Source organism: Planktothrix paucivesiculata PCC 9631 (assembly GCF_900009265.2).
Taxonomy (GTDB): Bacteria; Cyanobacteriota; Cyanobacteriia; order Cyanobacteriales; family Microcoleaceae; genus Planktothrix; species Planktothrix paucivesiculata.
In genome coordinates this window covers 1-24,453 of record NZ_LR735002.1, presented here as the reverse complement: position 1 = coordinate 24,453, position 24,453 = coordinate 1, and the positions used below count along the sequence as shown (strand labels likewise).

Sequence of the window (24,453 nt, the reverse complement as noted above, 5' to 3'; positions counted from 1 at the left end):
ATTTTAAAAAATATAAGGTTGGGCGGTTTCACAAGGTTTGAGTCGCCATTTCATCGCTTCTAAAAGTAAGGCATCTTGATTAAAAGCACAGGCGTAGGCAACACCATCGGCATCGGTTAAACGATATAATCCAAAGGTGGGATTAAGATGCAATTTGCGACTAACTTCCCAATGACTATAGGCTTGACTCCGGTTGACTGAAACAATAAATGCCAGTAATTTCCGTTTCCGAAGACATTTTTTAACCTCCCCTTGGGGGTGTCCGACAATCGTGAGTTTATCGAGTAAAATTAAAGTACATTGTTTGAGTTCTTCGGTTGTGCGATCGCATTCTAATTGCATCTCAAATCGTCGATCTGTCCATTGTTTTATTTTTAAGTAAACTTGGATATATTGATCAGGAAATTCCGTCGCTGGATGGTTAAATTTTTCAGCCGCTTCTAAAAAAGTCTGGGAATCAATAATTTCTACCTCTGCATAGGGTAAAAGTCGTAATAAATCATAGGTATAAAACCGTGAACCCTCCCAAACCGCCGCTTGTAGGTCTGACCCGCCTCGAAATCGTAATAATTCTTCCTGTACCGCCTCACCCGTTGGATTGTTATTTAATGCACACCAATGACCCCGTTTTTTATCTAATTTTTCCCCATAAACCCGTCTTAAATCCTCACTCATATTCTGATGAATTCGCTCCATCACGGCTGCATTTTCCCCGGTCATTTTTAACAACATTCCTTGAGCTTGTAAGGCTCCCCAATAACTGCGATATTGCTCAAATTCCGTCGGGGGATTAAAGGCATCTTCAATAATTTCTCGAAATTCCGTTCGATTTATGTCTTGTCCTTCTGTTAATTTTTCAGCTAATCTAGCTTCAATCCAAGGCGCGCGACCGGGAAGTAATACATAGGCATTGTAACTGGAGAAATTAGGATGACGACCTAATCGACCTAATCGTTGAATAAAGGTGGCAGAATCACTCGCCTCAAAAATCAGCAAATTAATTTTAAAATCCACTCCCACATCTACCGCCGATGTTCCTACTACTAAAACCGATTGTTCAGCATTTTTTAACTCCGTTTGGGTGATCGTTCTTTCCTGTCGATCAATTCGGCCACTAATCTCTCGAACTTTGATTTGATCTTCTGGAAAAATTGCTTGTAATTCTCGAACTGTGCGACTGACTTGGGCGACGGAATTGAGAATAATTAATCCTCGTCCTTGACCTTCTACTGTGAGAAGTTGTCGGATCAGTTCCGCTTGTTCTTTCAACCAGGTTAAACTATCTGAATCTCGATCTAACTGCACAAATTTGAGTTCGACTGACTGCAAAATTTGCCGATATCCGGCCGTGGGTTCAGAAACATAATTTCCTGCTATTTTAGTCACTTGAAATCCCGCTTTTTCTAGGGTGTTAATAAAACTGGGTTTCGGCGTTGCGGAAGTGAATAAAACCTTGATCGGACGTTTACGCGGTCGGTTGTAGCGAATTAATAGCAAACTATTAAGAATAGCGGCTTCTTGATGCACTCCAAAAATATGAAATTCATCGGCAACATAGAGATCGGGATTTCTGGCTAAAAGTGAGGGAAACCAGGCGTGATTATAGGCTGGATTATAATAACGAAAATGGGTAATGAGGTGGAAAATATCGGGGTTTGTCAGAATAACGGGTTTGTGTTCAATAACTTTTGATAATTCCTTAAATTTGTTACTTTTTTCTGCAATTTCTACCCGTCGGGCTAATTCCACACCATACAAACTATCGACGCGCCGACTCCCATCTAAATTAAAATCTTGGCAATAATTTCTAACTTGTTTATCTTGATCGGTGACTAATTCAATGGTCGGATATAGGGCAATTGTCCGAAATTTAGGATTAAGTAATCCCCCTAAGTAAGCCGCCAGGGATTTACCATCTCCGGTAGCTGAGGTGTTAAAGATAATCTCTGCGGGGCCATCGAGCACTTGGGCGCAGGTTTGTACCTGGTGTACGGACAGAGGACAGGAAACCTCTGGATTTTTACCAAAGTTCGTGGCTTGCTGTTTAACTTTGCATTCACCCCGACATCCCAACGGACAGCCCTGGACATCGGTGTTTTGCTGAGAATATAAAGGAAGTAGCGTAATTTTCACGATTCCCCCTAGAATAGTGACGGGTCGTTTATAGTTGTTAATAGACCGATTATGGCACAGCTTTATTTGATGTGCAAGTATAAAAACTAAAATGGCTCGAAAAAAAGAAACCATTACACTGTCTATACCTCCAGGAACGAAGGAGCAATTAGAAGCGATCGCAGCTAAATTCCAGATTCTATGGGGCGATCGCCCTAGTATATCGGGCTTGCTAGTGGCGATCGCCCGTTCAGAATTGGAAGTCGGCGATCGCTTTACCCTCAGTTCAGTGCAAGTACAATCTTTGGAGCAAGGGACGAAAGCCCTAATTGATTCCGGTTATATTAGCGAAGCCCAAGCATTAATGGCCCTGCTCCTAGAACGGGGAAATCTGGCTGACCCCCTGCGTCAGTCCTTTGTCCAACAGATCAGTCAATCCCTCCCGGCTTGGCGGGTGTTACTCGATCAGCAAATTGCCCGTCGTCAACCCTTTCGCCTTCTGTACCGAGATGCCCAACAGCGAGATTGGATGTATACCGTCCGTTATGCCAAAATTTTGCCCCGGGAAAAACGCCTCTATTTGGAGATCTGGAGCGAGGAAACCGAGGGCAACCGGGATTTACCGGAATTGGCCCATAACCGTTCCCTGCGTCTGGATCGGATTGCGGATCTGAATATTCTCCCCGGGGAGGGGACATGGCGAGATGATTTAGATTTTATTAAAGTGTACTTACACTTTAAGGGAGAACTGGCGAATAGCTACGAATCCAAACGGGACGACCTCAGCAGCGAACGGGACGGTGATATCCGTCGCGTGGTGCGTCGGGTGACGAACACCTTTTGGCTGATCCGCGAGGTTTTGGCCTATCGCTCCCTGTGTGAAATTGTTGCGCCTGACAGTGTGCGCGATCGCATTAAGCAAGAAGCGCAAGCCATCTGTCAACAATATGATTAATCAGACGGGTAGAAGCGAGATTCCTTTCACCCGTTGTACTTTTATATTAGTTCCGATGTGGAAAGGGGGTCTTCCATTGATACGGGGACAGAACAATATCCCATTTCCAGAATTTTCCAGATTTTTTTGGTTCAGAAAGAGAGATATTCTACTGTTAACAATAATTCTGGGAATGGAAGAAAGCCCTGAAGGGCTTACTACGGGATTATACTACAATTATTGTTTTCATAACTTGCTTAAAAAAACCTATGCAACTCACTGAACACCGTGCTGATCGCGTTGTTTTATACAATATTAGTTGGCAGCAATTTGAAAATCTCCTGATTGATTTAGGACAAACTCGCGCCGCTAGAATTGCCTATGATAATGGGACTTTTGAAATTATGACCCCCTTACCCGAACACGAATATTATAAAGAAGCAATCGGAATTTCTATTCAAGATATTGCCGAAGAACTAAACATCAATTATGAAAGTTATGGTTCAACAACTTGGAAACGGGAAGCACATTTAGCAGGAATAGAACCTGACAACTGCTTTTATTTTCAGAATGAAGCTAAAATTCGGGGCAGATTACAGTTTAATTTGAATCAAGATCCTCCTCCAGACTTAGCTTTAGAAATTGATATGACCCATAAATCTTTAAATCGCTTTCCGATTTATGCTCGCTTGGGAATACCCGAAATTTGGTGTTACGATTCCGGCGAATTAAAAATTTACCAACTCCAACAGGAAACCTATCGAGAAGTAGAAAAAAGTTCGGTATTTCCGATGCTGCGGGTGCAAGAAATTCCAACTATAATTGAGCAATATCGTCTTGATGGTAAGCTGGCAGTACGGCGGGCAATTAGAAATTGGGTAAGACAATTAAGATAAAAACTAATCAAGTTTCCCATACCTATTTTACTGTTAACAATAATTCTGGGAATAGAAGAAAGCCCTGAAGGGCTTACTACGGGGATTTTTTTAGTCGTTTTTCCAGTTTTCCTAATCCTAAATCAACGAATAATGCTAGGATGGCGGCTGGAATGGCTCCCGCTAATAACAGTTGATTATTAACGGTTGCTAACCCTCTAAAAATTAATACTCCTAACCCTCCCGCACCAATAGCCGCGGCAATAGTTCCTAAACCAATTGCAATCACACTGGCGACTCTAATTCCGGCTAAAATGATATTTAAAGAGAGGGGAATTTCGACTTGAGTTAATAATTGTCTAGGGGTCATGCCCATGGCTTTTCCGGCTTCTAATACGGCGGGATCAACGTTAGTAATTCCGACATAGGTATTCTGAATAATGGGTAATAATGAGTAAAGGGTAATGGCGACAATCGCAGTGCGATCGCCAATTCCCCCAATTAACGGCATCGGAATTAAAAACCCAAATAGGGCTAAACTGGGAATGGTTTGCATAACATTGGCAAAACCTAAAATCGGTTGACTTAATTTAGGATTTCGAGTTAATAATATTCCTAAAGGAACCCCAATTAAAATAGCAAATATTATGGCAATTCCCACTAAAATCAAGTGTTGGGTTGTGCGTTCGATTATTTCCGCACCATAACGGCTCAAAAAATCAATCATTTTCTAAAATAAATATAACTAAGTGGGTAATTTTAAACATTCTAAAAAAGCCTGGGCTTCCGCGTGTTCCGATTGTTTGAAATCCGTAGGAGTTCCTAAAAATACTAACTGTCCATACTGCATTAAACCAATCCGGGAAGCTAATAAAAATGCTTCTTGAATATCATGGGTGACAAAAATAATCGTTTTTCCTAATTGTTGTTGGAGACGGCGAAATTCTCGCTGTAATTCTAGGCGAGTAATCGGGTCAAGGGAGCCAAAGGGTTCATCCATTAATAATAACGGAGGATCAGCCGCTAGAGCTCGAGCCACACCCACCCGTTGACGTTGACCGCCTGAAAGTTCCTGGGGGTAACGATGGGCAAATTGAGCCGGATCTAGGTTCACTAAATGCAAGAGTTGATATACTCTTTCCTGAATGCGATCGCGGTTCCATTGTTGTAATTTAGGGACTAAAGCAATATTTTGTTCTACGGTAAAATGGGGAAATAAACCCACATCTTGAATCACATAACCTGTCTGTCTTCGCAGTTGAATTAGATCCCATTGATGGGTTGATTTTCCCTCCACTAAAACCTCTCCGTCCGTGGGAGTTAATAAATGATTCACCAGTTTTAGGGTTGTGGTTTTTCCACTTCCACTTCTTCCTAATAAAACTAAGGTTTCCCCTTGATAGACTTTTAAATTTAACTTTTCAATCAAGAAACGCTGATCAATTTGATAATTGACCTGACAGAACTCAACAATAACAGAGGGATTCAAAGCCATGATCATAGGGAAATAGCCAGGATTGGGATTCAGAGGTGAACACAATTAGGATTCATTCAGAGAATTTACTGATGAGCTTTTGTATAAAAAAGTACCATACATCCGCAATAATTATCAAAAATTGAATTAGGGTTAATGACAATCATTATAGTTGTTTGGGATGATTTCAAAGCTTAAAAAATAAAAATACAGTGATCAAGGATTGTATTTTTAACGACTCGTGAGTAGCAAAGTTGATCCGATAACAACAGGATAAAACCGTTTATTTTTTAGGATGTTCTGTTAGAATCTAAGCCTAGCATTGTTTTTTTTCAATGCTACATCAGGGAATGGGGAGTAAAGCCCAGGAAAAAAAGACTTTATAGTCTGAGTTTTTGGCTAGACGCAACTCCTATATTATGAAACTCTCTTGACTTTCCCCTGTTTTAATTCACATTGCATCTATCAATATTAACATGAAAAATCCTAGATTGCCCGCGAGAAGCGATACATTAATTGGGAAATTTATTGATCAATTTCCTACTTTTGCTTTTGGATTTATTACGGGATCACTGATTACTGTATATGGAACTTTAACCCAGATCAATTTTTTGAATTATCTGAATAATGACCAGAATATTCTCAAATTTTATCGAGAATTATTGGGATTTTCCCAACCTCCCCTAGAGCAAAATAGACAATATCGCGGATATATTGAAAAATTGAATATTAGTGTTAATCCCAATAGTTTAAATATTTATGTTCTCCCCAAATCTATTTGTGAAGGTGCTATTTTAGAAGGAGATAAAGTCAAGCGTTTACCTTCAGTTGAGGTGATTGGAAAACAAAACTCTGATCGAAATACGGAATTTAATGGGTTTAAACAGCGTATGAATCAAATTATTAGTGATGGATTTGGATATATTGAAGTGGTTAGTTCTGAAGATGAATTAGCAGTAATTGATATTAATTTACTCAGTGAAGAACAAAGTTGTGTGAGAAAACCCAAATATATTCAAGAGTTAGAAAAACTCCTAGAACAGAAAAAGTGGAAACAAGCCGATCAAAAAACTAATCAAGTTTTAGTCAAAATTACGAATCGAGAAAGTGTTGGCTATCTGGATGAAGATTCGATTAAAAAAATATCTTGTTCTTATTTAAGAACTATTGATCAATTATGGAAAAAATATTCTGGCGGGTTGTTTGGTTTTAGTGTTCAAAAGCGAATTTTCCTAGAGACAGATAATCAATTACAAGATGAGGCTCTAGCTCGATATGATCCCAATGCTTATATTCATTTTACCGATTTAGTAAGATGGATTGAATCGGGGAAAGATGGAAAAGAAAAATGGAAAAATTATGATAAAATGACTTTCTCTTTAGAAGCACCGGAAGGCCATCTTCCTCGCCTTAATCAACTTGAAAAAGGCATGAAAATGCAATTAAATTATCAGCTTATGTCCCCTAATTCTCTCTCTTTGTCTTCTCAAGAAATTAAAGCCAGAACTTTGTTTTTTACACAAGTTGATAATTGCAAACTATAGCAATAGTTGTTGAGGATTGCTATAGTAGAGAAAGACTCATTTGCCTAATTTCGGGTTGGAGCGATCGCAATATGCCTATCTCTCGTTATTTACTTTTAATTTTTGGAATCTGTCTAATTTTAGGCTTAATGATTTGGCTGGTGAGTTCCCTATCGGCTCTTTATAGTCAGGTCATTTGGTCAGCAAATCCGATTTTAGCAAATTTGCTACTTTTGTTATTAATTATCTTGTTAGGATTAGCGATCTTTGCCTTTTTTTATTATACTCGATTCTTCCAAAAATCAGGAAAATCTGGCAAAAAACGCCGACCTTTAAAAATACCTTTAGACAAACTAGAAGCAGCAGAAGAATCGTTAAAATCCGTACAACAACAGGTGACTCAAATTCAAGATGAAGTAGCTAAAAAAGCCTTATTGAGTCGCTCCCAAGATATGGCTTCAGAATTAGCTAAAGGTAATATTCAAGTGGTTGTTTTTGGTACGGGGTCGGCGGGAAAAACCTCTTTAGTTAATGCGTTAATGGGTCGGATGGTTGGGAAAGTCAATGCACCCATGGGAACTACCGAAGTTGGCGAAACCTATCATTTAAAATTAGAAGGAATTGAACGGGAAATTTTAATTACCGATACCCCCGGAATTTTAGAAGCGGGAATAGGCGGGTCTGAGCGGGGAAAATTAGCCCGTTCGCTGGCGACAGATGCTAATTTATTATTATTTGTTTTAGATAATGATTTAAGACAATCAGAATATCACTCTTTACAAGCCTTAGTTGAAATTGGCAAGCGATCGCTAATTATTTTAAATAAAAAAGATTTGTATACAGAAGCGGATCAACATATTATTTTAGCCAAACTTAAAGATAGAGTTAAACTATTTTTAGATGCAAATGATGTTATTTCTATTGCAGCAAATCCGCAATCAATTAGATTAGAAATGGGAGAGATAATACAGCCAGAACCAGATATTATGCCCTTAATTCGACGTATCGCCCTAATTTTAAGATCCGAAGGAGAAGAATTAATTGCTGATAATATTTTATTACAATCCCAACGCTTAGGAGAAGAAGCTAGACTCTTAATTGATAGTCAACGCAAACGGGAAGCAGAAAAAATTGTTGAGCGGTTTCAATGGATAGGTGCGGGGGTAATTGCAGTAACACCTTTACCCGTAATTGATTTAATTGCTACGGCGGCGGTTAATACCCAAATGGTAATCGAAATTGGTAAAATTTATGGGTGTGAATTAAATAGCGATCGCGGTCGAGAATTAGCTCTATCCCTAGCAAAAACCTTGGGAAGTTTAGGAGTAGTTAAAGGGGTGATTCAGTTAGTCTCAACCGCCCTACAATTAAATTTAGCAACCTTAGTGGTAGGACGGGCAATTCAAGCGGTGAGTGCGGCTTATTTAACCAGAATTGCAGGTAAAAGTTTTATTGAATATTTTCGTCAAGATCAAGACTGGGGAGATGGAGGGATGACAGAAGTGGTACAACGACAATTTCAGTTAACCCGTCGGGATGAATTTGTTAAACAATTTGTGCAGGATGCCTTTGCCAAAATTATTGAACCCCTGAATTTTAATTCTACTGAATTGGAGGAAGAAGAACAACCCATCGAAGCAGATATTAAACCGTTATTAAAGCGTTATTTAGATGATTGGGAAGATGAGAATACAGTTGATCGTCCTGATTGGTAATTAGTCATTAGTCATCAGTGTAGACACGCGCCATGGCACGTCTCTACGAGTTATCAGTTTAGAAATTAACTGGTAACTAAAATTATATCCCTATTCCCAATTTGTAATTCGTAATTCGTAATTCCCTATTGAATTTCCAGTTGATTTTGAGTTTTAACCAAAGTGCGATCGCCTCGAATTAATTGATATTCTGCTTTCCAAGTTCCAGGAGTTAAAGGTTGTTGAGGATTATTTTTTTTCCCCACATAACCAATCCAAGTTTTACTGGAATCATTCACAAAATTTTCATTATTTAAAACTTTTTGTCCCTGGGGGTCATACAGATTAAAAACCATTTTATCCCCGGTTAATACCCCATAAACCTGTACCCAAAATAACAACGCCGGACTGTCTTGGGGTAGGGTAGTTTGATTAAATTTTCCCTGCCATAATTCATCCATAGTTGGAGGTTGAGCCGAAAATCCAGCCCGAATTAATCCCGTGGGAATATAGGCAAAAGACTGTTCCCAAATCGGGTTACGAGTCACATTACATCCGGCCGTTGCTGCTGGCCCCACAAAGGGATCAATCACTGCTCCCTGATAATTAATAGTTAGATGAACATGGGGAAAAGATGCCAAACCCGAGGCCCCCACCGCCCCTAAAACCGTGCCTTTTTCGACCTGATCCCCGGGTTTGACCTGGACACTTCCCCGGCGTAAATGACAATATTGGGTTTCCCACCCCGCACCATTAGCAATAGAACTATGGTCAATCACCACACCATTGCCACATTCCGTCCCTTCCACGGTCTTTTTATCGGCTTCGGTTTGAATTCGTCGATCCACAACCCCGTCCCGTACACGCAACACCGTCCCCCCCTGGGAGGCTAAGACCGGAACGCCTCTGGCCATGGCTTGTTCATCGGGTATGGCGAAATCCGTGCCTTTATGACCATCGTAGGTTTGCCGTCCACAGCCGAAATCAACGGCATTGGGGGTGGGATCGCGATCGGGATATAACAAAATAAAGCAATCCTGACCCAATTGACAATCAATCGGTTGAGCAAAACGGGGATTTTGGGTTTGGCTGATTAGTTGTTGGGAGATCCCTTGGGCTATGGTCTGAGCTTGCTGTAGGGAAGACTCAGCCGTTTGGGTGACTTCAGGACTCCAACAACTAACTAATGCCGTTAACCCCAAAGTTAGGCAGAATGCTATCGCGTATTTTTTGGCCGTGGAAATCCTCATAAGTAGTAAGCCCTTTAGGGCTATCTTGAAAAGTAGTAAGCCCTTTAGGGCTATCTTGAAACAAAGAGGCGTGAACGCCTCACTACGGTTTAACGGAAGATGATATCCGATTGTACGGTTAAACTGAGGTCTTGACTCGGATTAATCACCACCACATCCACTTTATTCCGTCCAACAAAGATTCCCGTAACTGCGCCGAGTCCCGCACCGACTAAAACTTCTTCTGTTGCGATCGCATTATCCCCAGCAACCGCAGCAATGGCGGTGGCCGCAGCAGCCCCAATGGCTGCCCCACCGATAATAGATGTCGCCGAGGCTCCTTTGCGGATGGTTTCGGTATGGGTTACAACTTGAGAATTGGCATCTAGGCGAAACCGTTGTCGGTCACTGATAATTACTTCACTCGCCACAAATTGAGACCCCCCGGAAGCGGGTTTTAATTGTCCGACAATTTCAGCCCCGGCTGGAATCCAAACCCGTCCCTGAGTGGTTACAATATCCTGTGCCACCGTGATCGTTAGGGAAACGGTTTCATTGGGCATAACCACGATTTTTTCGGCTTCGGAGTATTCCACCGGAATCTGGGTTCCCGCTAAAATTCTATCCCGTTGTAAGGTATTGGGGAAGGCTTGGGCCGTGGCGGGAATAGCTTGTAGTAGAGGTGTGGCCACGGCTGTTGTTAAGCCCAAGGCCAGGAAAACCGACAGTCCTGAACGGGATAATTTAGAAGTTAACATACACTCAAACATCCTTATTTTTTCAAGTTCTGATTTCACTCTTATAACTTAAGAGTCGATAGAATCCCTTTATTGTTCCTTGGAAGATTCGATTTGACCGGACAGAACTTTATTTAATTTCTAATCAACGATACTATAGTGCTACCAATTAAGGTGTTTGACAAGACTAAACCTTGTAACCTGCTCATAACTTACTATTGCCTGTTAATCAAGTAATTGATTCCTAAAATATACTCGATAAAGTTCACAACTATGGACAACAGAATCTCCTTTGATGGTGACAATGCCCATACTATCTAATTTGTACGTTACCACAGAAGCTAATTTAATCGGTTGATCGGCATAAATCACTTGTTTAAATGCTTTTTCAAGTTGCGGGTCTGCCTGTAAAACCGCTAAAATTCGCCGTAGGTGACTACTATAAATTCCCGTTTCTGTTACCGCTTCTTGTAACAGTTGTTTTAGGGTTAATTCCCCTCGACATAAATAGTATAATCCCAGTCTAACTAAAAACGGATGACCGCCAACCATTGCCATGAGTTGCTTGGTTTGGGTGGGAGTCCAGTCTAACCCATGACGCAGGGCTAAGGATAAAACCTGTTCAGCATCAAAAGCGGGTAATTTTAAAGGTAATCCTACATTAAAAGGAGATTGATTAATATTTAAAGGAATATAAATTTCCGTAGAATAGGTTAAAACTAAACGTAACTTTTTCCAGGTATTATTACTTTTGGCTTGTTCATACCAAGACCGCAGGAGCGAAAAGAATTCCTCGGCAATATCAGGATATTCAAATAAACGATTAACTTCATTTAATCCTAAAACTAAATTCGTCTCAATTTGTTGTAAGAGATAGGCTTCAAAATAAATCGTACAACTGACTTTACTCCCCATATCTTCATCCCAATATTCATCCAAATTAGGATGAATTTTTAACTTCCAACTAATATTTCGACTAAACCAACGAAAAAATTTATCCACACTCGACAATATGTTTTTTTCCGCCTGTTGAAAATCAATATTAACAGTGCTATAATGATAGGATTCAGCTTGATTAATAATCCTTAAAAGTAAAGAAGTTTTGCCCATTTTCCAAGAGGCTTTAATCCGAATAATACTGCCGGGTTTAGTCACCTCTTCATAGGCAAGGGTTTCAATCGGAGGACGTTCAATATATAATTTAGAGTCTAAGCCCACAGGCGCGCCCGGGAACTCTAAAACAGAGATCAAGGTTTGAGATTGAAACTGTTCTAGGAGTTTTCGTTGGGCTTTGGTTAAAGGACGGGACTCGAACATCTGGCGCAGATTATTTTTGCCAATGGGTTCGTCCCAAAAATCACTCAGGGTTGACCACAGTTCCGACGCCGCCCGACTCAAATATTCTTTGACATAGTTAGTTTCCGATGCCATTAACGCATAGGTTTTACCATCCCAAGAAGAACGTAACACCATTTCTTGGAGGGCTGTCAGACCTTCGGGTAAACTGACTTTGAGAATATCAATGAGTTGATCAATGGTCATTCAGTCAGGTGTTGTGTTCTCGAAGCAATGGCTCACGGGCTATACTGCTATAACTGCCACCCCCAATATCCTTGCATAGAGTTAACCATTTTTATACAACTCCAGTCAAAGAAAGTTACAAGAGGTTAACTTTAGGGTATTGACAAAAATTGTTTTTTATGAAACACCTGTGAATATTAGGTTTTAGGAATTCGTTCCAGAAAGATTCCAGTATTGATATCTGATTTTAGTATTAAATTATACTGATTTCAGGTCGAATCTTGATAGATAGGATTCAAAAACTTACTTTTTTATTCTCTATTGTCTAAACTTCTATTTAACTTCACTGGAATGTTTACTCTAAAAGTCAAAGGAACCCCGATATAATTGAGTTCATACACCCATAATGTTTCTATGGATATTTTATGCAGGAACTGTTCTCTAATTATTTCATTCCCCATGGTCATTGCTATCTGTGGAAACCGGGATTAGTTAGCCTCCACATTATATCAGATGCTGCCATTAGTTTAGCCTATTTTTTAATTCCTATTGAATTAATTTTTATTGTCAAAAAGCGTCAGGATATCCCCTTCGATTGGGTATTTATGCTGTTTGGTTCTTTTATTATTTGTTGTGGGATTACCCATATTATGGAAATCTGGACACTATGGCATCCCCATTATTGGATTTCGGGTTTTCTTAAAGCAATCACAGCGGCTATTTCCCTCTGTACTGCGGCGGTGATTATTGAGTTAATTCCCAAGGTTTTAGCAATTCCCAGTTCAACCCAATTAGAAGCAGCAAATTTTGCCTTACAAGCTGAAATTTCCGAACGAAAACAAACACAAGTAGCCCTAAATCAACTTGCTACTGAATTAGAAGCTCGAGTTCAGCAACGAACCCTGGATTTAGAAAGAACAAATCAACTGTTACAACAGGAAAATCAAGAACGAGATATTGCCCAAACTGCTTTAAAAGCATCGGAAATTAAACTTCGTCAAAAAGCCGATAAACTGGCTAATACTCTACAAGAGTTAAAACACACCCAAGCCCAACTGATTCAAACCGAAAAAATGTCTTCTTTAGGACAAATGGTGGCGGGTGTTGCCCATGAAATTAATAATCCTGTTAACTTTATTTATGGCAATATTGCCCCCACTTGTGAATATGTGGAAAATCTGTTGGAATTAATCCATAAATACCAAAATTATCACCCTAAACCCAACCCAGACATCGAGAATTATATTCAAGAAATTGATCTAAATTTTATTCGTGAGGATATCAACAATATTCTAAAGTCTATCAGATTTGGAGCAGAGCGAATCAAAGATATTGTTAAATCCCTTCGCACCTTTTCCCGTTTAGATGAAGCCGAAATGAAAGTGGTTAATATTCATGAAGGAATTGATAGTACATTAATGATTCTCCAGCACCGATTAAAGGAACAGTCTCAGGGTTCTGAGATTAAACTGATTAAAGACTATCAAGACTTACCCCGAGTTGAGTGTTATTGCGGCCAACTTAACCAAGTATTTATGAATATTTTTAGTAATGCAATTGATGCCCTAGAGGAAAGAAGAACTCAACTTAAAAACCGAGTCAAAAACCGCAGTCCAGAAATCGATATAGTTTCTCCCCCGACCCTGTGGATTAGAACCACGTTAATTAATCATCAGTGGGTACAAATTCATATAGAAGATAATGGTATCGGCATGAGTTCTGAGATGATCAACAAAATTTATGATCCGTTTTACACCACAAAACCAGTTGGTTATGGGACAGGATTAGGGTTAGCAATTTCCTACCAAATTGTTAATAACCATCGGGGCTATTTATACTGTAACTCTCAGTTAGAAAGAGGCACAGAATTTATTATTTCTATTCCCCTCTCAACTTCAATACAACAGGCAACGATTCCCTTTCCCACTTGTGATTTAAGACAAAATCCTTTAACGTCAGGCTTTTTTTGGGATAGTCAACCCCGGGTTATTAATCATTAATTTAATCCCTAAAATATGAAATTATTAATCGCTATGACGGTCATTCAAAGCCATTATCAACCATTTTTAGTTGCCTTCTCCTTCCTGATCGCGGTGATTGCCTCCTATACCGCTTTAGATCTCGCCACCCGAGTCACCCCCGAATCACCCCCCCAAAGTCGCTTGCTGTGGACATTAGGCGGTGCTGTTGCCATGGGAACAGGCATTTGGTCAATGCACTTTATCGGGATGTTAGCCCTGAAACTCCCCCTACCCGTGACCTACAACCTGGTGACTACCCTACTTTCCTGGGGGGTAGCGATTATCGCTTCAGGACTGGCCCTATTATTATTCAGTCGGCCAAAACTCAGTTTAGGGGTGTTTTCCGGCGGTGTGGTCATGGGATTAGCGATCGCCTCGATGCACTATCTAGGCATGGCCGGAATGACCGTTGCTGGGGCGATGATGGCATACAATTTAAAGCGAGTTTTGCTGTCGGTGGCGATCGCGATTATTGCCTCAATGGCGGCCTTGGGTTTGGCATTTTACCTGAGAAATTCCCCCTCATCGGCGTTTGATCCCTGGAAGGTTTGCAGCGCCGGGGTGATGGGCGTTGGGATTAGTGGAATGCACTATACGGGAATGTGGGCCATATCCATGGTCGAACAGTCTTCTGTTCCCGTCAACTTAATGGAAACCAATGCTAATTCCGGGTTAGCGGTACAAATTGGAATTGTCACCTTAATCCTGTTAATTGGAACCCTAGTAATATCGGTTTTTGATCAACGGTATACCAGTCAATTAGTCTATCAAAACGCCCTACAAGAAAGTGAAAAACGCTTCCGTTGTCTGATTCGAGAAATGCCCGTCGGTGTATTACTTTTATCTCCCCAAGGAACGATTATTTTGAGTAACCAATTTGCTCAAAACCTGTTATCACAAACCGAACCAGAATTAGAAGGAAAAAATATATTTTCCCTATCTTGGCAATTTCTTGATGAACAAGGCAATCCCTTAACCCATAAAATGCAACCCATTCATCAAGCAATTTCCCAAGGGAAACCCATCCACAACTTAATTCTGGGACTGACTCAAAGCCCGTCGTCTCAAGTAAGGGCTTGGTTATTATTGAATATTGATCCTCAGTTCAATAGCACAGGTAAATTAGAACGAATTGTTTGCACGTTTAATAATATTACTGAACGGAAAAAACTTGATCAAAAACTTGCCGAATCTCAACAATTTTTAAATACTATTATTGAAAATATTCCCTTAGCTATCTATGTAAAAAATATCGAGAATGATTTCAAATTTGAATTATGTAATAAATCCACTGAAACCATATTTGGAGTTAAAAGAGATAAGATTTTAAGCAAAAATATTTATAGTCTTTTACCCCAGAAACAAGCGGATTATTTTCGATCGCAGATTTTAGAAATTTTAAATCACCAAACAGCCGTAGATATCCCGGAATTTATGATTCATAATCTAGCCGGTAATGACCTTCTATTAAGAACCCAAAAAATCCCGATTATTAATAATAATCAAAAAATTACCCATATGTTATGTATTTCTGAAGATATTACCGACAAAAAAAATACCCAAATTGCTTTACAAGAAAGTTTAGAACGGGAACAAGCCCTAGCAAAAGCAATTCAAAGAATTCGCCAAACCTTAGACATAAAAACAATTTTTTCCACCACGGCTTTAGAATTAAGACGAGTGCTTAATTGTGAACGGGTTGTGGTGTATCAGTTCCGCCCTGACTGGAGTGGAGAATTCATCGCCGAATCGGTTAGTCAGGGGTGGATGTCTTTATTTGAAGAACAAAATACTAATCCCTCATTACAGGAAAATACCACGGAAAATGAACGGTGTACCGTTAAACTCTTTGAAAATAATTCTTCTAACATTTCCCCTCTAGTCCAAGATACTTATTTAAAAGATACCCAAGGCGGTCTATATAGTCAGGGGGTCAACTATCGGGCGGTTACTGATATTTATAACGCTGGATTTAATCAATGTTATATCAACTTATTAGAGAGTTTTCAGGCTAGAGCCTATATTATTACTCCGATTTTCTCTAACAATCAATTATGGGGTTTACTCGCCACTTACCAAAACTCCAGTCCTCGTCTGTGGAAGGAAGTAGAAATTAATATTGCCATCCAAATTAGTAATCAGTTGGGCGTAGCTTTACAACAAACTGAATTATTAGAAACCACCCAAAAACAATCGATTCAGCTACAAAAAGCAGCCGTAGCGGCGGATAAAGCCAATCAAGCTAAATCAGAATTTTTAGCGAGTATGAGTCATGAGTTAAGAACACCCTTGAATGCCATTTTAGGGTTTACTCAATTAATGAATGAAGATCCTTTATTGTCTGCCAAACATCATAAATATGTGGGGATTATCAATCAAGCCGGGGAACATTTATTGACCTTGATTAATGATGTTTTAGAAATGTCTAAAATTGAAGCCGGAAGAACTACCCTAAATCAACATCAATTTGATTTAATTAATCTTTTAGATGGGTTAAAAAAAATGATGCAAATGCGGGCAGAATCCCAAGGCTTAGAATTGAAATTTGAGTATGCACCAGACCTACCCCGTTATTTAGAAACCGATGAAGGAAAATTACGACAGGTTTTATTAAATTTGTTAAGCAATGCCATTAAATTTACCAATCAAGGCGAAATTCGAGTCCGGGTAAAAGGCAAATATCAAATTGTTCAACCCGAATCCTCCTCAGCTTCTAATTTAGAGGATTTAGATGGGGAAAATTTGGCTATTGATTCCGAGAATCAGCAGAAATTAGAGTTTATTTTATTTGAAGTCGAAGACACGGGGGCGGGAATTGCTCCCGAAGAAATTGACCTGCTCTTTGAACCCTTTAAACAAACTGAATCAGGACGAAATTCTAATCAGGGAACCGGATTAGGATTAGCAATTAGTCGAAAATATGTACAACTTATGGGCGGAGATATTCACGTTAGAAGTCAGTTAGGCGCCGGAAGTTTATTTGGCTTTGAAATTCCCACCCATTCCCTAGAGTATTGTTCATTGCCCGTGAATACAAATAAAGTTAAAGCAATTCATCTTGCACCCGGACAGCCAGACTATAAAATTTTAGTCGTCGATGACCGTTTAGATAGTCGTTTATTACTGAATGAATTATTATCAGATATGGGGTTTAAAATTGAAAATGCCGAAAATGGTCAACAAGCCATTGATTGTTGGGAAACTTGGCAACCGGACTTAATTTTAATGGATGTTAGAATGCCCGTCATAGATGGGTTAACCGCTACTAAATTAATTAAAGGTACATCCCTAGGACAAAAAACTAAAATTATCATTTTAACCGCCAGTGTCTTTCAGGAGGATCAAGAACAAATTTTAGCCTGTGGTTGTGATGATTTTGTGGATAAACCGGTACAAATTGAAAAATTACTCGAAAAAATTAGTCACCATTTAAGTGTAAAATATACTTATCAAGAAAATGAAACTCAGTCAGAAGAATCAAGTTCTAATTTCTCCCCCAATTCAGAAGAAAGTTTAAGTTCTCTCCTGACCACCATGTCCCCACAATGGCAAGGAGAACTCTATTATGCTGCGGCTCAAGGAAGTGATGAAAAAATTGGAGATTTGATTGCTCAAATTCCCCCGGAAAATCAGGAATTAATGACTATCCTAAATCGGTTAAACATGAATTTTGAATTTCAAACTATTTTAGAATTCACGAGTACCGAGATTACGACCGGACAACCCTAACCCCATCAAAAATTCCCCTTGTGTCAAAGTTTCAGCTATCCCACTCTGTCGTCAAGTTAGTGATTTATGAACATTAATACCAATAATACCAATCAATTAAAAGCCGATATTCTGATTGTTGATGACAATGTTGACAACATTCGTTTTTTATCCGATTTCCTCGTCCAGCAAGGATATCAAGTGCGGAAAGCGATTAATGGAAATGTGGCTTTAATGGCGGCGAGAACCGTAATTCCCGATCTGATTTTGTTGGATATTAATATGCCCCAAATTACCGGTTATGAGGTCTGTAAAATCTTAAAATCCGATCCCAAAACCAGTTCTGTACCCGTTATATTTTTAAGTGCTGGAGATGATGTCAAGGATAAAGTCAAAGCCTTTGAAGTCGGAGGAATAGATTATATTACTAAACCCTTTCAAATCGAAGAAGTTTTGATTCGAGTTCAAACCCAATTAAAACTTCAAGCCCTTCAGAAAACCCTCCAAACTCAAAATCAAGCCTTAGAAAAATCCGAGGCAGAAGTTAATGCTTTATTTAAAGCAATGAAGGAATCAATTGTCGTTTTTGATGCGGATGGGCATTATCTAAAAGTAGTTACCCCCAATACGCAATTATTATATAAGCCGGAACAGGAAAGAATCGGCCAAACTATTCATGATATTCTCCCCCAAAAACAAGCTGATATTTTGTTGGCAGGGATTAAAACCGCTTTAGAAACCCAGGAAACCATTGAAGTTGAATATAGTTTAATTCTCGAAAATAAAAAAACAGATTTATCCGTTAATATTTCCCCTATTTCCTCTAGTTCAGTCCTGACTGTGATGCGAGATATCAGCGATCGCAAACGTCGAGAAGACGCCCTAAAATTAATTGTAGAGGGAACAGCCTCTAAAACCGGAGATGATTTTTTTCGCTCCTGTGTTCATTCCCTAGCTGAAATCCTGGGGGTTCATTATACTTTAGTAACTGAATTTACCAGTCATAAAAAAAACAAAGTTCGCACCCTGGCATTTTGGGTTGATCAGGGTTTTATTAACAATATTGAGTATGAATTAGTAGGAACACCTTGTGGTCAAGTCATTGGTAATGGAGAATATTATTGTTGTTCTGATCATATTTTTGATCAGTTTCCCGAAATTAAAACTTCACTGGAATCAACAACACGCAGTTATGCAGGAATTCCCTTAATAGATTCCATGAAAAATGTGATCGGTAATATTGCGATTTTGGATACAAACCCTATGATCAATGACGAAACCAGAGAACTGGTGTTAAGGATTTTTGCAGCCCGGGCTGGCGCCGAATTAGAACGTAAAAATACCGACAAGGCTCTCCAAGAAAGTCAGGAACGTTCAGAAAAGTTATTACTAAATATTCTACCTCCATCCATTGCAGAACGCCTGAAATATGATACCAGTTCAATTGCCGAAAAATTCGATGAGGTCACAATTTTATTTGCCGATATTGTTGGGTTTACGCCCCTTTCAAATCGCATTCAACCCGATGAATTAGTGGAGCGATTAAATCAAGTGTTTTCGGTATTTGATCAACTCACAGAAAAGCATGGTTTAGAAAAAATTAAAACCATTGGGGATGCCTATATGGTGGTCGGAGGTTTACCCCTAGCCAAGCCCGATCATGCCGAAGCTGTGGCTCAAATAGCTTTAGATATGCAAGGAGCGATCGCCAATTTTCAAACCCAATATAACGAACCTTTACAAATCAGAATTGGGATTAATACTGGGTCAGTAATTGCGGGAGTAATTGGGGTGAAAAAATTTATTTATGATTTATGGGGGGATGCGGTTAATGTCGCTTCTCGAATGGAATCCTCCGGTTTACCGGGGAAAATTCAAGTCACCGAAGCCACCTATCAACGCTTAAAAACTTCTTACATTTTTGAAGAACGGGGACAAATTGAAGTCAAAGGTAGGGGGAAAATGACTACCTATTGGTTAATTCAGGAAACCCTTAACTCTGGGCATAGGGAATAAACTATTATTATAGGGAAAAACCATAAGACAAAAATCCAATGGGACATATTTTATGAATAGTAATACAAATGAAATTAGTAGATCATTTAACGATAGGGAGTTAAATATAAACTCATCTACCCTTAACTTGACTAGCCTTATGACAGACTCTATCGATGAAATTCTTAATAATGCACCCTGCGGTTTTTTGTCATTTACCGATGATAAGATGATCGCCATAATCAATAATACATTATTAAAATTACTAGGCTATGAAACCCACGAACTCCAAGGAAAATCCATGAACTCAATTTTACCCTTAGCCGGGCGTATTTTTTGTCAAACCCATTTTTTTCCCCTGTTAAAATTCTATGGAAAAGCGGAAGAAATCTATTTTTCTTTGCGTTCAAAAGATGGAACAGATATTCCCATGCTGGTGAATGCAACCAGGAGAGAACATCAAGCAACATTCTTCAATGATTGTATTTTTACCCCAATTAATCAGCATACTCAAATCACAGAAATCTTAAAAAAATTAGCGGAATGGGGGATGGGAAGTCATGTCGTCAATGCCGCTATGAATAATCCTGAACAATTAAAATTTCAACGGTTTGATCGGACTATATTATTTATAGATATTCGAGGATTTACCGCCTGGTGTGAACAGAGAGAACCCGATCATGTGGCCACGGTATTAAATAACTATTATCGTCATGTGGAACCCATAGCAGCCCAATTTAACCCCCTAAAAGTTAGTTTTACGGCCGATGAAATTATGGCAATTTATGCCACACCCCAACAGGGAGTGAAAGCCGCGATCGCCATGCAAAAAGCAGCCTCAGATATTCTCAAATCCGAAAATATTAGTACGGGTTGTGCCGTCCATTGTGGTAATGTCATTGAAGGATTATTTGGCGGTACTGGGGTGAGAACTTATACCGTAATTGGTGATGTTGTGAATACTGCTAAACGTTTAGAAGGTGCGACTCCTGCCGAAGAAATTACGATTTCTGATACAGTTTATCAAAGTATGAGTCATTTATTAGAAGTAGAAGCAAAAAAGCCAATTGATGTCAAAGGAAAAGCCAATTCTTTAATAGCATGGAAACTGATCAAATTTCATCTCAGGGAATAGTGAATCGGTAAAACTTTTGATCACGATCAATTAAAATAAAGAAAACCCAACAGATGATTATGACTGAGAACATTCTGCAAAGAAATAATGTAAAAATTTATGGAAAAGGGACACAACCCCTATTATTTGCCCATGGGTTTGGATGTGATCAAAATATGTGGCGTTTCATCACACCTGGTTTTGAAAATGATTATAAAATCATTGTTTTTGACTATGTAGGGTCAGGAAAATCAGATATGAATGCTTATAGTGTAGAAAGATATGCTGATCTCCAGGGTTATGTTCAGGATATTCTGGAGATTTGTGCAGCTTTGTCCTTAGAAAATATATTTTTTGTAGGTCATTCTGTGAGTAGTATGGTTGGTCTTTTGGCATCAATTAAAGCTCCAGAATTATTTAAAAAGATGGTTTTGATTTGTCCTTCCCCCTGTTATATTAATGATTCATCTGATGATTATATCGGTGGATTTGAGCGCTCAGATATTGAAGATCTACTGGATCTGATGGGCAAAAATTATATCGGTTGGGCGAGTTTTCTGGCTCCCATTATTATGCAAAATCAGGATCACCCAGAGCTAATTCAGGAGCTAGAAGCCAGTTTTTGTTCGACTAATGCGGTGGTGGCTAATTGTTTTGCTAGGGCGACTTTTTACTCCGATAATCGCCGGGATTTACTGAAAGTTAGAACACCCTCATTGATTCTACAATGTACCGATGATGCGATCGCTCCTGTAGAAGTGGGATATTATCTTCAGCGCTACCTCTATGAAGGTACCTTAAAATTAATGGAGGCTACCGGGCATTGTCCCCAGATGAGTCATCCCCAGGAAACAATTAATTTAATCAAAGACTATTTATCCGATAATTTTAAGGAGTAGAGATAGGTACGGTTAAATTTTGTCAACCGCCGGGCCGTAATTGGTGGGATCGGCTTCATAATTAGGAGCAAAAATCCGAATTCCGGCTGTGGCACAACAATCTCGGATATTTTCATTCAATTGGGAGCGAGCTTGTTCAATTCCTTTTGAAGTTTTGCCCTGAAAATACTCCACATTCATATAGGCATTGAGCAAATAGGTAACGTAAACTTCGTTTAGCTCCCCTTGTAGTACGAAAGCTGGCGGAGACTCCAGCATTCCTTCCGTACGCAGTGCCGCTTGGATCAAAGCCTCGTAAGCTTCGCGCCAGGGGACTTCATACCCTAAATACACCGTCGTCCGTAGGATCAAGGGCTGGTTTAATTCTCGATAGCTAAAACTGAAGTTTTCAATCGAACTGGTGCTAATTTGAGAATTGGGAATACTAACAACGACATTCGTAGGAGTCAGGATGCGAGTCACTAGCAGGGTGGTTTCCAGAACTTTCCCAGAGATGTCGCCAATTTTAATCCGATCACCCACCCGAAATGCCCGAGTATAGATCAGAACACTACCAGAAACGAGATTAGAAATAACAGAGGTAGAGCCCAGAGAAATTAGCAGCCCTAAAAAGACAGATATCCCTTGAAACGCAGGAGACTGAAATCCGGGCAGTAAAGGAAAGATAATCACTGCCGCCAAAGCAATAATTAAAAAATTAACCAGCTTTTGGGTCGCATCGGCCCACTCGGCATAGAAGCCCGGTAAAGAAAATGTCCCGGCACTCAATTCTCGGAAGAAAGGTTTGGATAAGCTCAGAAGAAATTTGGTCGCAACAATCACCAGTACAATTGCCAACAAACTGGGCAAATAATTGATAAAAGCTTGCCACCCCGTTTGTAATGTGGCTAACAAATAGCCCTCAAAGGTTTTGGCTAATCCGCTCGTCCAAGGGAATTGTCTAAGGACAAAGGGAAAATAGGCAGCCAACAGCCCTAGAATCATCGCCGCCTGTACCAGCCGAACCAGCCAAAAAATGATATTGTCTAATTGGTTGGCACGAATCAGTTCCCAATTGCCAAACCGCACGGGACGAATATAAGATTCTTCCCAAATTTCGAGTCTCTGGTAAATTCTGGCAAAGACGTTATTAGTCATCAATAAAATAATTATCAGAGCCACAGTGGCTAAAACACTCCATAAACTGGCACGGAGCAAATATTCCAGGCTTCTTTGCCGTCGGTAGCGACTGACTCCCGCCTTGATTTTTTCTAAATACAATGCGGCTAATTCGGGGCGCGGTTTGCCAGCTATTTGGGCATCGGCGTTGGAGATTGTGGTTAAAAAAATATTGCCAGCACGAATTACCGTCAAGGGAATGCCGTCCTTGTCCCCCGTATAGACTTCAAGTTCATTAAGGGATAGGGCTTGGTTGTCAGCAAAATCTTTCAAGCTTTGGCTCATGCGTTGAGAACGTTCTGAAGGAGACGAACCGCCTAACTCAGTTTCAATCACAAATAAAGTTTCGTTCTCTAGTGTTACAGACCCACGGTTAGACTGAATCGCCGGTGAATTGGGTTGAGGGGATGGAGAATTCTGCGCCACTACTAGGGGGATGGCGGTGACAATCAGAAAGGTAACCAGCAGCCAGATGATAAAAGTTTGTCCAATTTTTTTCATAACAATAAGCCCGACCCGATAGTCAACCCGATCAGTTAAAGCATTAGGACATATAGCAATCCTAAATAGGTTGTAGCATTTTTATACTGATATGAAAAAGTCAGAAGTATTATCTAGTGTTCCCCTTTCCCTGTCCCCTGTTCCCTTTTACTCAAAAATTTTGAACACAACTCTAATAGGATTGCTATACTTATCGCATTTTTTGTAGGTCAACCTGGGTAAAATCCTCAATTACAAATGCTACCCCCAAATCTTTTAAACGATTGGGATTATGGGTAGAAGCAACCCCGATGGTTTTAATCCCCGCAGCAATGGCAGAACGAATCCCAGAAGGAGAATCTTCAAAAGCGATCGCTTCTTCTGGTAGAATATTTAACTGTTCCAAACAATATTGATAGGGCGCCGGATCGGGTTTACCGATGCCAATTTCATCAGACAAAACCACACTATCAAAATAGTTCGATAACTTCAGAATTTTCAGGATAAAATCTGTATTTTCCCGAGGCGCATTGGTAACTAAACCTGTTTTAAACCCTTGCTGATTCACCCAAGCCAAAAAGTCCATTAACCCATGTAAAGGCTGTAAATCAGCAGCCAGTTCTCGAAATTTTAATTCCTTTAAATCTACCATTTTCAATATATCTTCATCGGAAAATTCAGGAAATAAATCCCCCACAATTTCCGCATTAGTTCTGCCACTAATCCGAGTTTGATAAAAATGATGATCAATTGTCAATTGATAAATTTCTAACACCTTTGCCCAAGTCAGATAATGCAATGGGTCACTATTAACCAGAGTTCCATCCAAATCAAATAAAATCGCTTTGAGCATGATTATATACAGTATACCACCTATTTATTGCCTGTTCCCTATTTTCTATTCCCTATTACCCATTACCCTGTTACTGAGCGAAGTCGAAGTATTACCCATTACCCATTACCCATTACCCATTACCCA

At 39.6% G+C, this 24,453-nt stretch carries 17 protein-coding genes; 9 read left to right on the top strand and 8 right to left on the bottom strand.

What is annotated here, in order from left to right:
- Nucleotides 1–3 precede the first annotated feature (3 nt).
- Nucleotides 4–2,133 carry a type I-D CRISPR-associated helicase Cas3' gene (gene cas3, locus PL9631_RS05275; protein WP_083617782.1) on the bottom strand — a complete coding sequence of 710 codons (2,130 nt, stop codon included), beginning with the start codon at nucleotides 2,131–2,133 and terminating at the stop codon, nucleotides 4–6.
- A 91-nt stretch (nucleotides 2,134–2,224) separates the two neighbouring features.
- Here cas3 and PL9631_RS05270 point away from each other — a divergent pair, with 91 nt between their 5' ends.
- Both PL9631_RS05270 and PL9631_RS05265 read left to right on the top strand, forming a co-directional pair.
- Nucleotides 2,225–3,067, top strand: coding sequence for a helix-turn-helix transcriptional regulator (locus PL9631_RS05270; protein ID WP_083617780.1), 843 nt, complete (start codon nucleotides 2,225–2,227; stop codon nucleotides 3,065–3,067).
- A 248-nt stretch (nucleotides 3,068–3,315) separates the two neighbouring features.
- The gene (locus tag PL9631_RS05265; protein WP_083617776.1) at nucleotides 3,316–3,942 is read left to right on the top strand and encodes a Uma2 family endonuclease; all 627 of its coding nucleotides are present in this window, start codon (nucleotides 3,316–3,318) and stop codon (nucleotides 3,940–3,942) included.
- Between the two features lie 76 nt (nucleotides 3,943–4,018).
- Here the strand turns inward: PL9631_RS05265 and PL9631_RS05260 are convergent, their stop codons facing one another.
- Together PL9631_RS05260 and PL9631_RS05255 are read right to left on the bottom strand one after the other, a co-directional pair.
- A complete protein-coding gene (locus PL9631_RS05260) occupies nucleotides 4,019–4,648 on the bottom strand; it encodes an ABC transporter permease (protein WP_083617774.1) in 630 nt (209 codons plus the stop codon).
- A gap of 18 nt (nucleotides 4,649–4,666) precedes the next feature.
- Nucleotides 4,667–5,416 carry an ATP-binding cassette domain-containing protein gene (locus tag PL9631_RS05255; protein WP_083617772.1) on the bottom strand — a complete coding sequence of 250 codons (750 nt, stop codon included), beginning with the start codon at nucleotides 5,414–5,416 and terminating at the stop codon, nucleotides 4,667–4,669.
- A gap of 455 nt (nucleotides 5,417–5,871) precedes the next feature.
- On the opposite strand from PL9631_RS05255, the gene PL9631_RS05250 reads away from it, so the two are divergent.
- Both PL9631_RS05250 and PL9631_RS05245 read left to right on the top strand, forming a co-directional pair.
- Complete coding sequence (locus PL9631_RS05250) at nucleotides 5,872–6,939, top strand: GUN4 domain-containing protein (RefSeq protein WP_083617770.1); 1,068 nt, start codon at nucleotides 5,872–5,874, stop codon at nucleotides 6,937–6,939.
- 71 nt (nucleotides 6,940–7,010) lie between these two features.
- Nucleotides 7,011–8,633 carry a YcjF family protein gene (locus PL9631_RS05245; protein ID WP_083617768.1) on the top strand — a complete coding sequence of 541 codons (1,623 nt, stop codon included), beginning with the start codon at nucleotides 7,011–7,013 and terminating at the stop codon, nucleotides 8,631–8,633.
- A 125-nt stretch (nucleotides 8,634–8,758) separates the two neighbouring features.
- On the opposite strand, the gene PL9631_RS05240 is transcribed toward PL9631_RS05245, so the two are convergent.
- From PL9631_RS05240 to PL9631_RS05230, 3 genes are all read right to left on the bottom strand, one after another.
- Nucleotides 8,759–9,862 carry a M23 family metallopeptidase gene (locus tag PL9631_RS05240; protein WP_083617766.1) on the bottom strand — a complete coding sequence of 368 codons (1,104 nt, stop codon included), beginning with the start codon at nucleotides 9,860–9,862 and terminating at the stop codon, nucleotides 8,759–8,761.
- Nucleotides 9,863–9,951: 89 nt separating this feature from the next.
- Nucleotides 9,952–10,599, bottom strand: a complete 648-nt coding sequence (locus PL9631_RS05235; RefSeq protein ID WP_083617764.1) for a hypothetical protein — start codon at nucleotides 10,597–10,599, stop codon at nucleotides 9,952–9,954.
- A gap of 204 nt (nucleotides 10,600–10,803) precedes the next feature.
- Nucleotides 10,804–12,120, bottom strand: a complete 1,317-nt coding sequence (locus PL9631_RS05230) for an AAA-like domain-containing protein (RefSeq protein ID WP_083617763.1) — start codon at nucleotides 12,118–12,120, stop codon at nucleotides 10,804–10,806.
- Between the two features lie 404 nt (nucleotides 12,121–12,524).
- Between PL9631_RS05230 and PL9631_RS05225 the strand changes: the two genes are divergently transcribed.
- From PL9631_RS05225 to PL9631_RS05205, 5 genes are all read left to right on the top strand, one after another.
- The gene (locus PL9631_RS05225) at nucleotides 12,525–14,099 is read left to right on the top strand and encodes a sensor histidine kinase (RefSeq protein ID WP_083617761.1); all 1,575 of its coding nucleotides are present in this window, start codon (nucleotides 12,525–12,527) and stop codon (nucleotides 14,097–14,099) included.
- A 15-nt stretch (nucleotides 14,100–14,114) separates the two neighbouring features.
- Nucleotides 14,115–17,849, top strand: coding sequence for an MHYT domain-containing protein (locus PL9631_RS05220; RefSeq protein WP_083617759.1), 3,735 nt, complete (start codon nucleotides 14,115–14,117; stop codon nucleotides 17,847–17,849).
- A gap of 66 nt (nucleotides 17,850–17,915) precedes the next feature.
- Nucleotides 17,916–19,844: an adenylate/guanylate cyclase domain-containing protein gene (locus PL9631_RS05215; RefSeq protein WP_083617757.1), complete on the top strand. Its 1,929-nt coding sequence runs from the start codon at nucleotides 17,916–17,918 to the stop codon at nucleotides 19,842–19,844.
- Nucleotides 19,845–19,983: 139 nt separating this feature from the next.
- Nucleotides 19,984–20,958, top strand: a complete 975-nt coding sequence (locus PL9631_RS05210) for an adenylate/guanylate cyclase domain-containing protein (protein ID WP_083617756.1) — start codon at nucleotides 19,984–19,986, stop codon at nucleotides 20,956–20,958.
- Between the two features lie 59 nt (nucleotides 20,959–21,017).
- Entirely contained in the window at nucleotides 21,018–21,836 is an 819-nt protein-coding gene (locus tag PL9631_RS05205) for an alpha/beta fold hydrolase (protein ID WP_083618052.1), read from the top strand.
- Between the two features lie 12 nt (nucleotides 21,837–21,848).
- Here PL9631_RS05205 and PL9631_RS05200 read toward each other — a convergent pair whose 3' ends face one another.
- Complete coding sequence (locus PL9631_RS05200; protein ID WP_083617753.1) at nucleotides 21,849–23,495, bottom strand: mechanosensitive ion channel family protein; 1,647 nt, start codon at nucleotides 23,493–23,495, stop codon at nucleotides 21,849–21,851.
- Between the two features lie 190 nt (nucleotides 23,496–23,685).
- Complete coding sequence (locus PL9631_RS05195; protein WP_083617751.1) at nucleotides 23,686–24,327, bottom strand: HAD family hydrolase; 642 nt, start codon at nucleotides 24,325–24,327, stop codon at nucleotides 23,686–23,688.
- Between the last annotated feature and the right edge of the window lie 126 nt (nucleotides 24,328–24,453).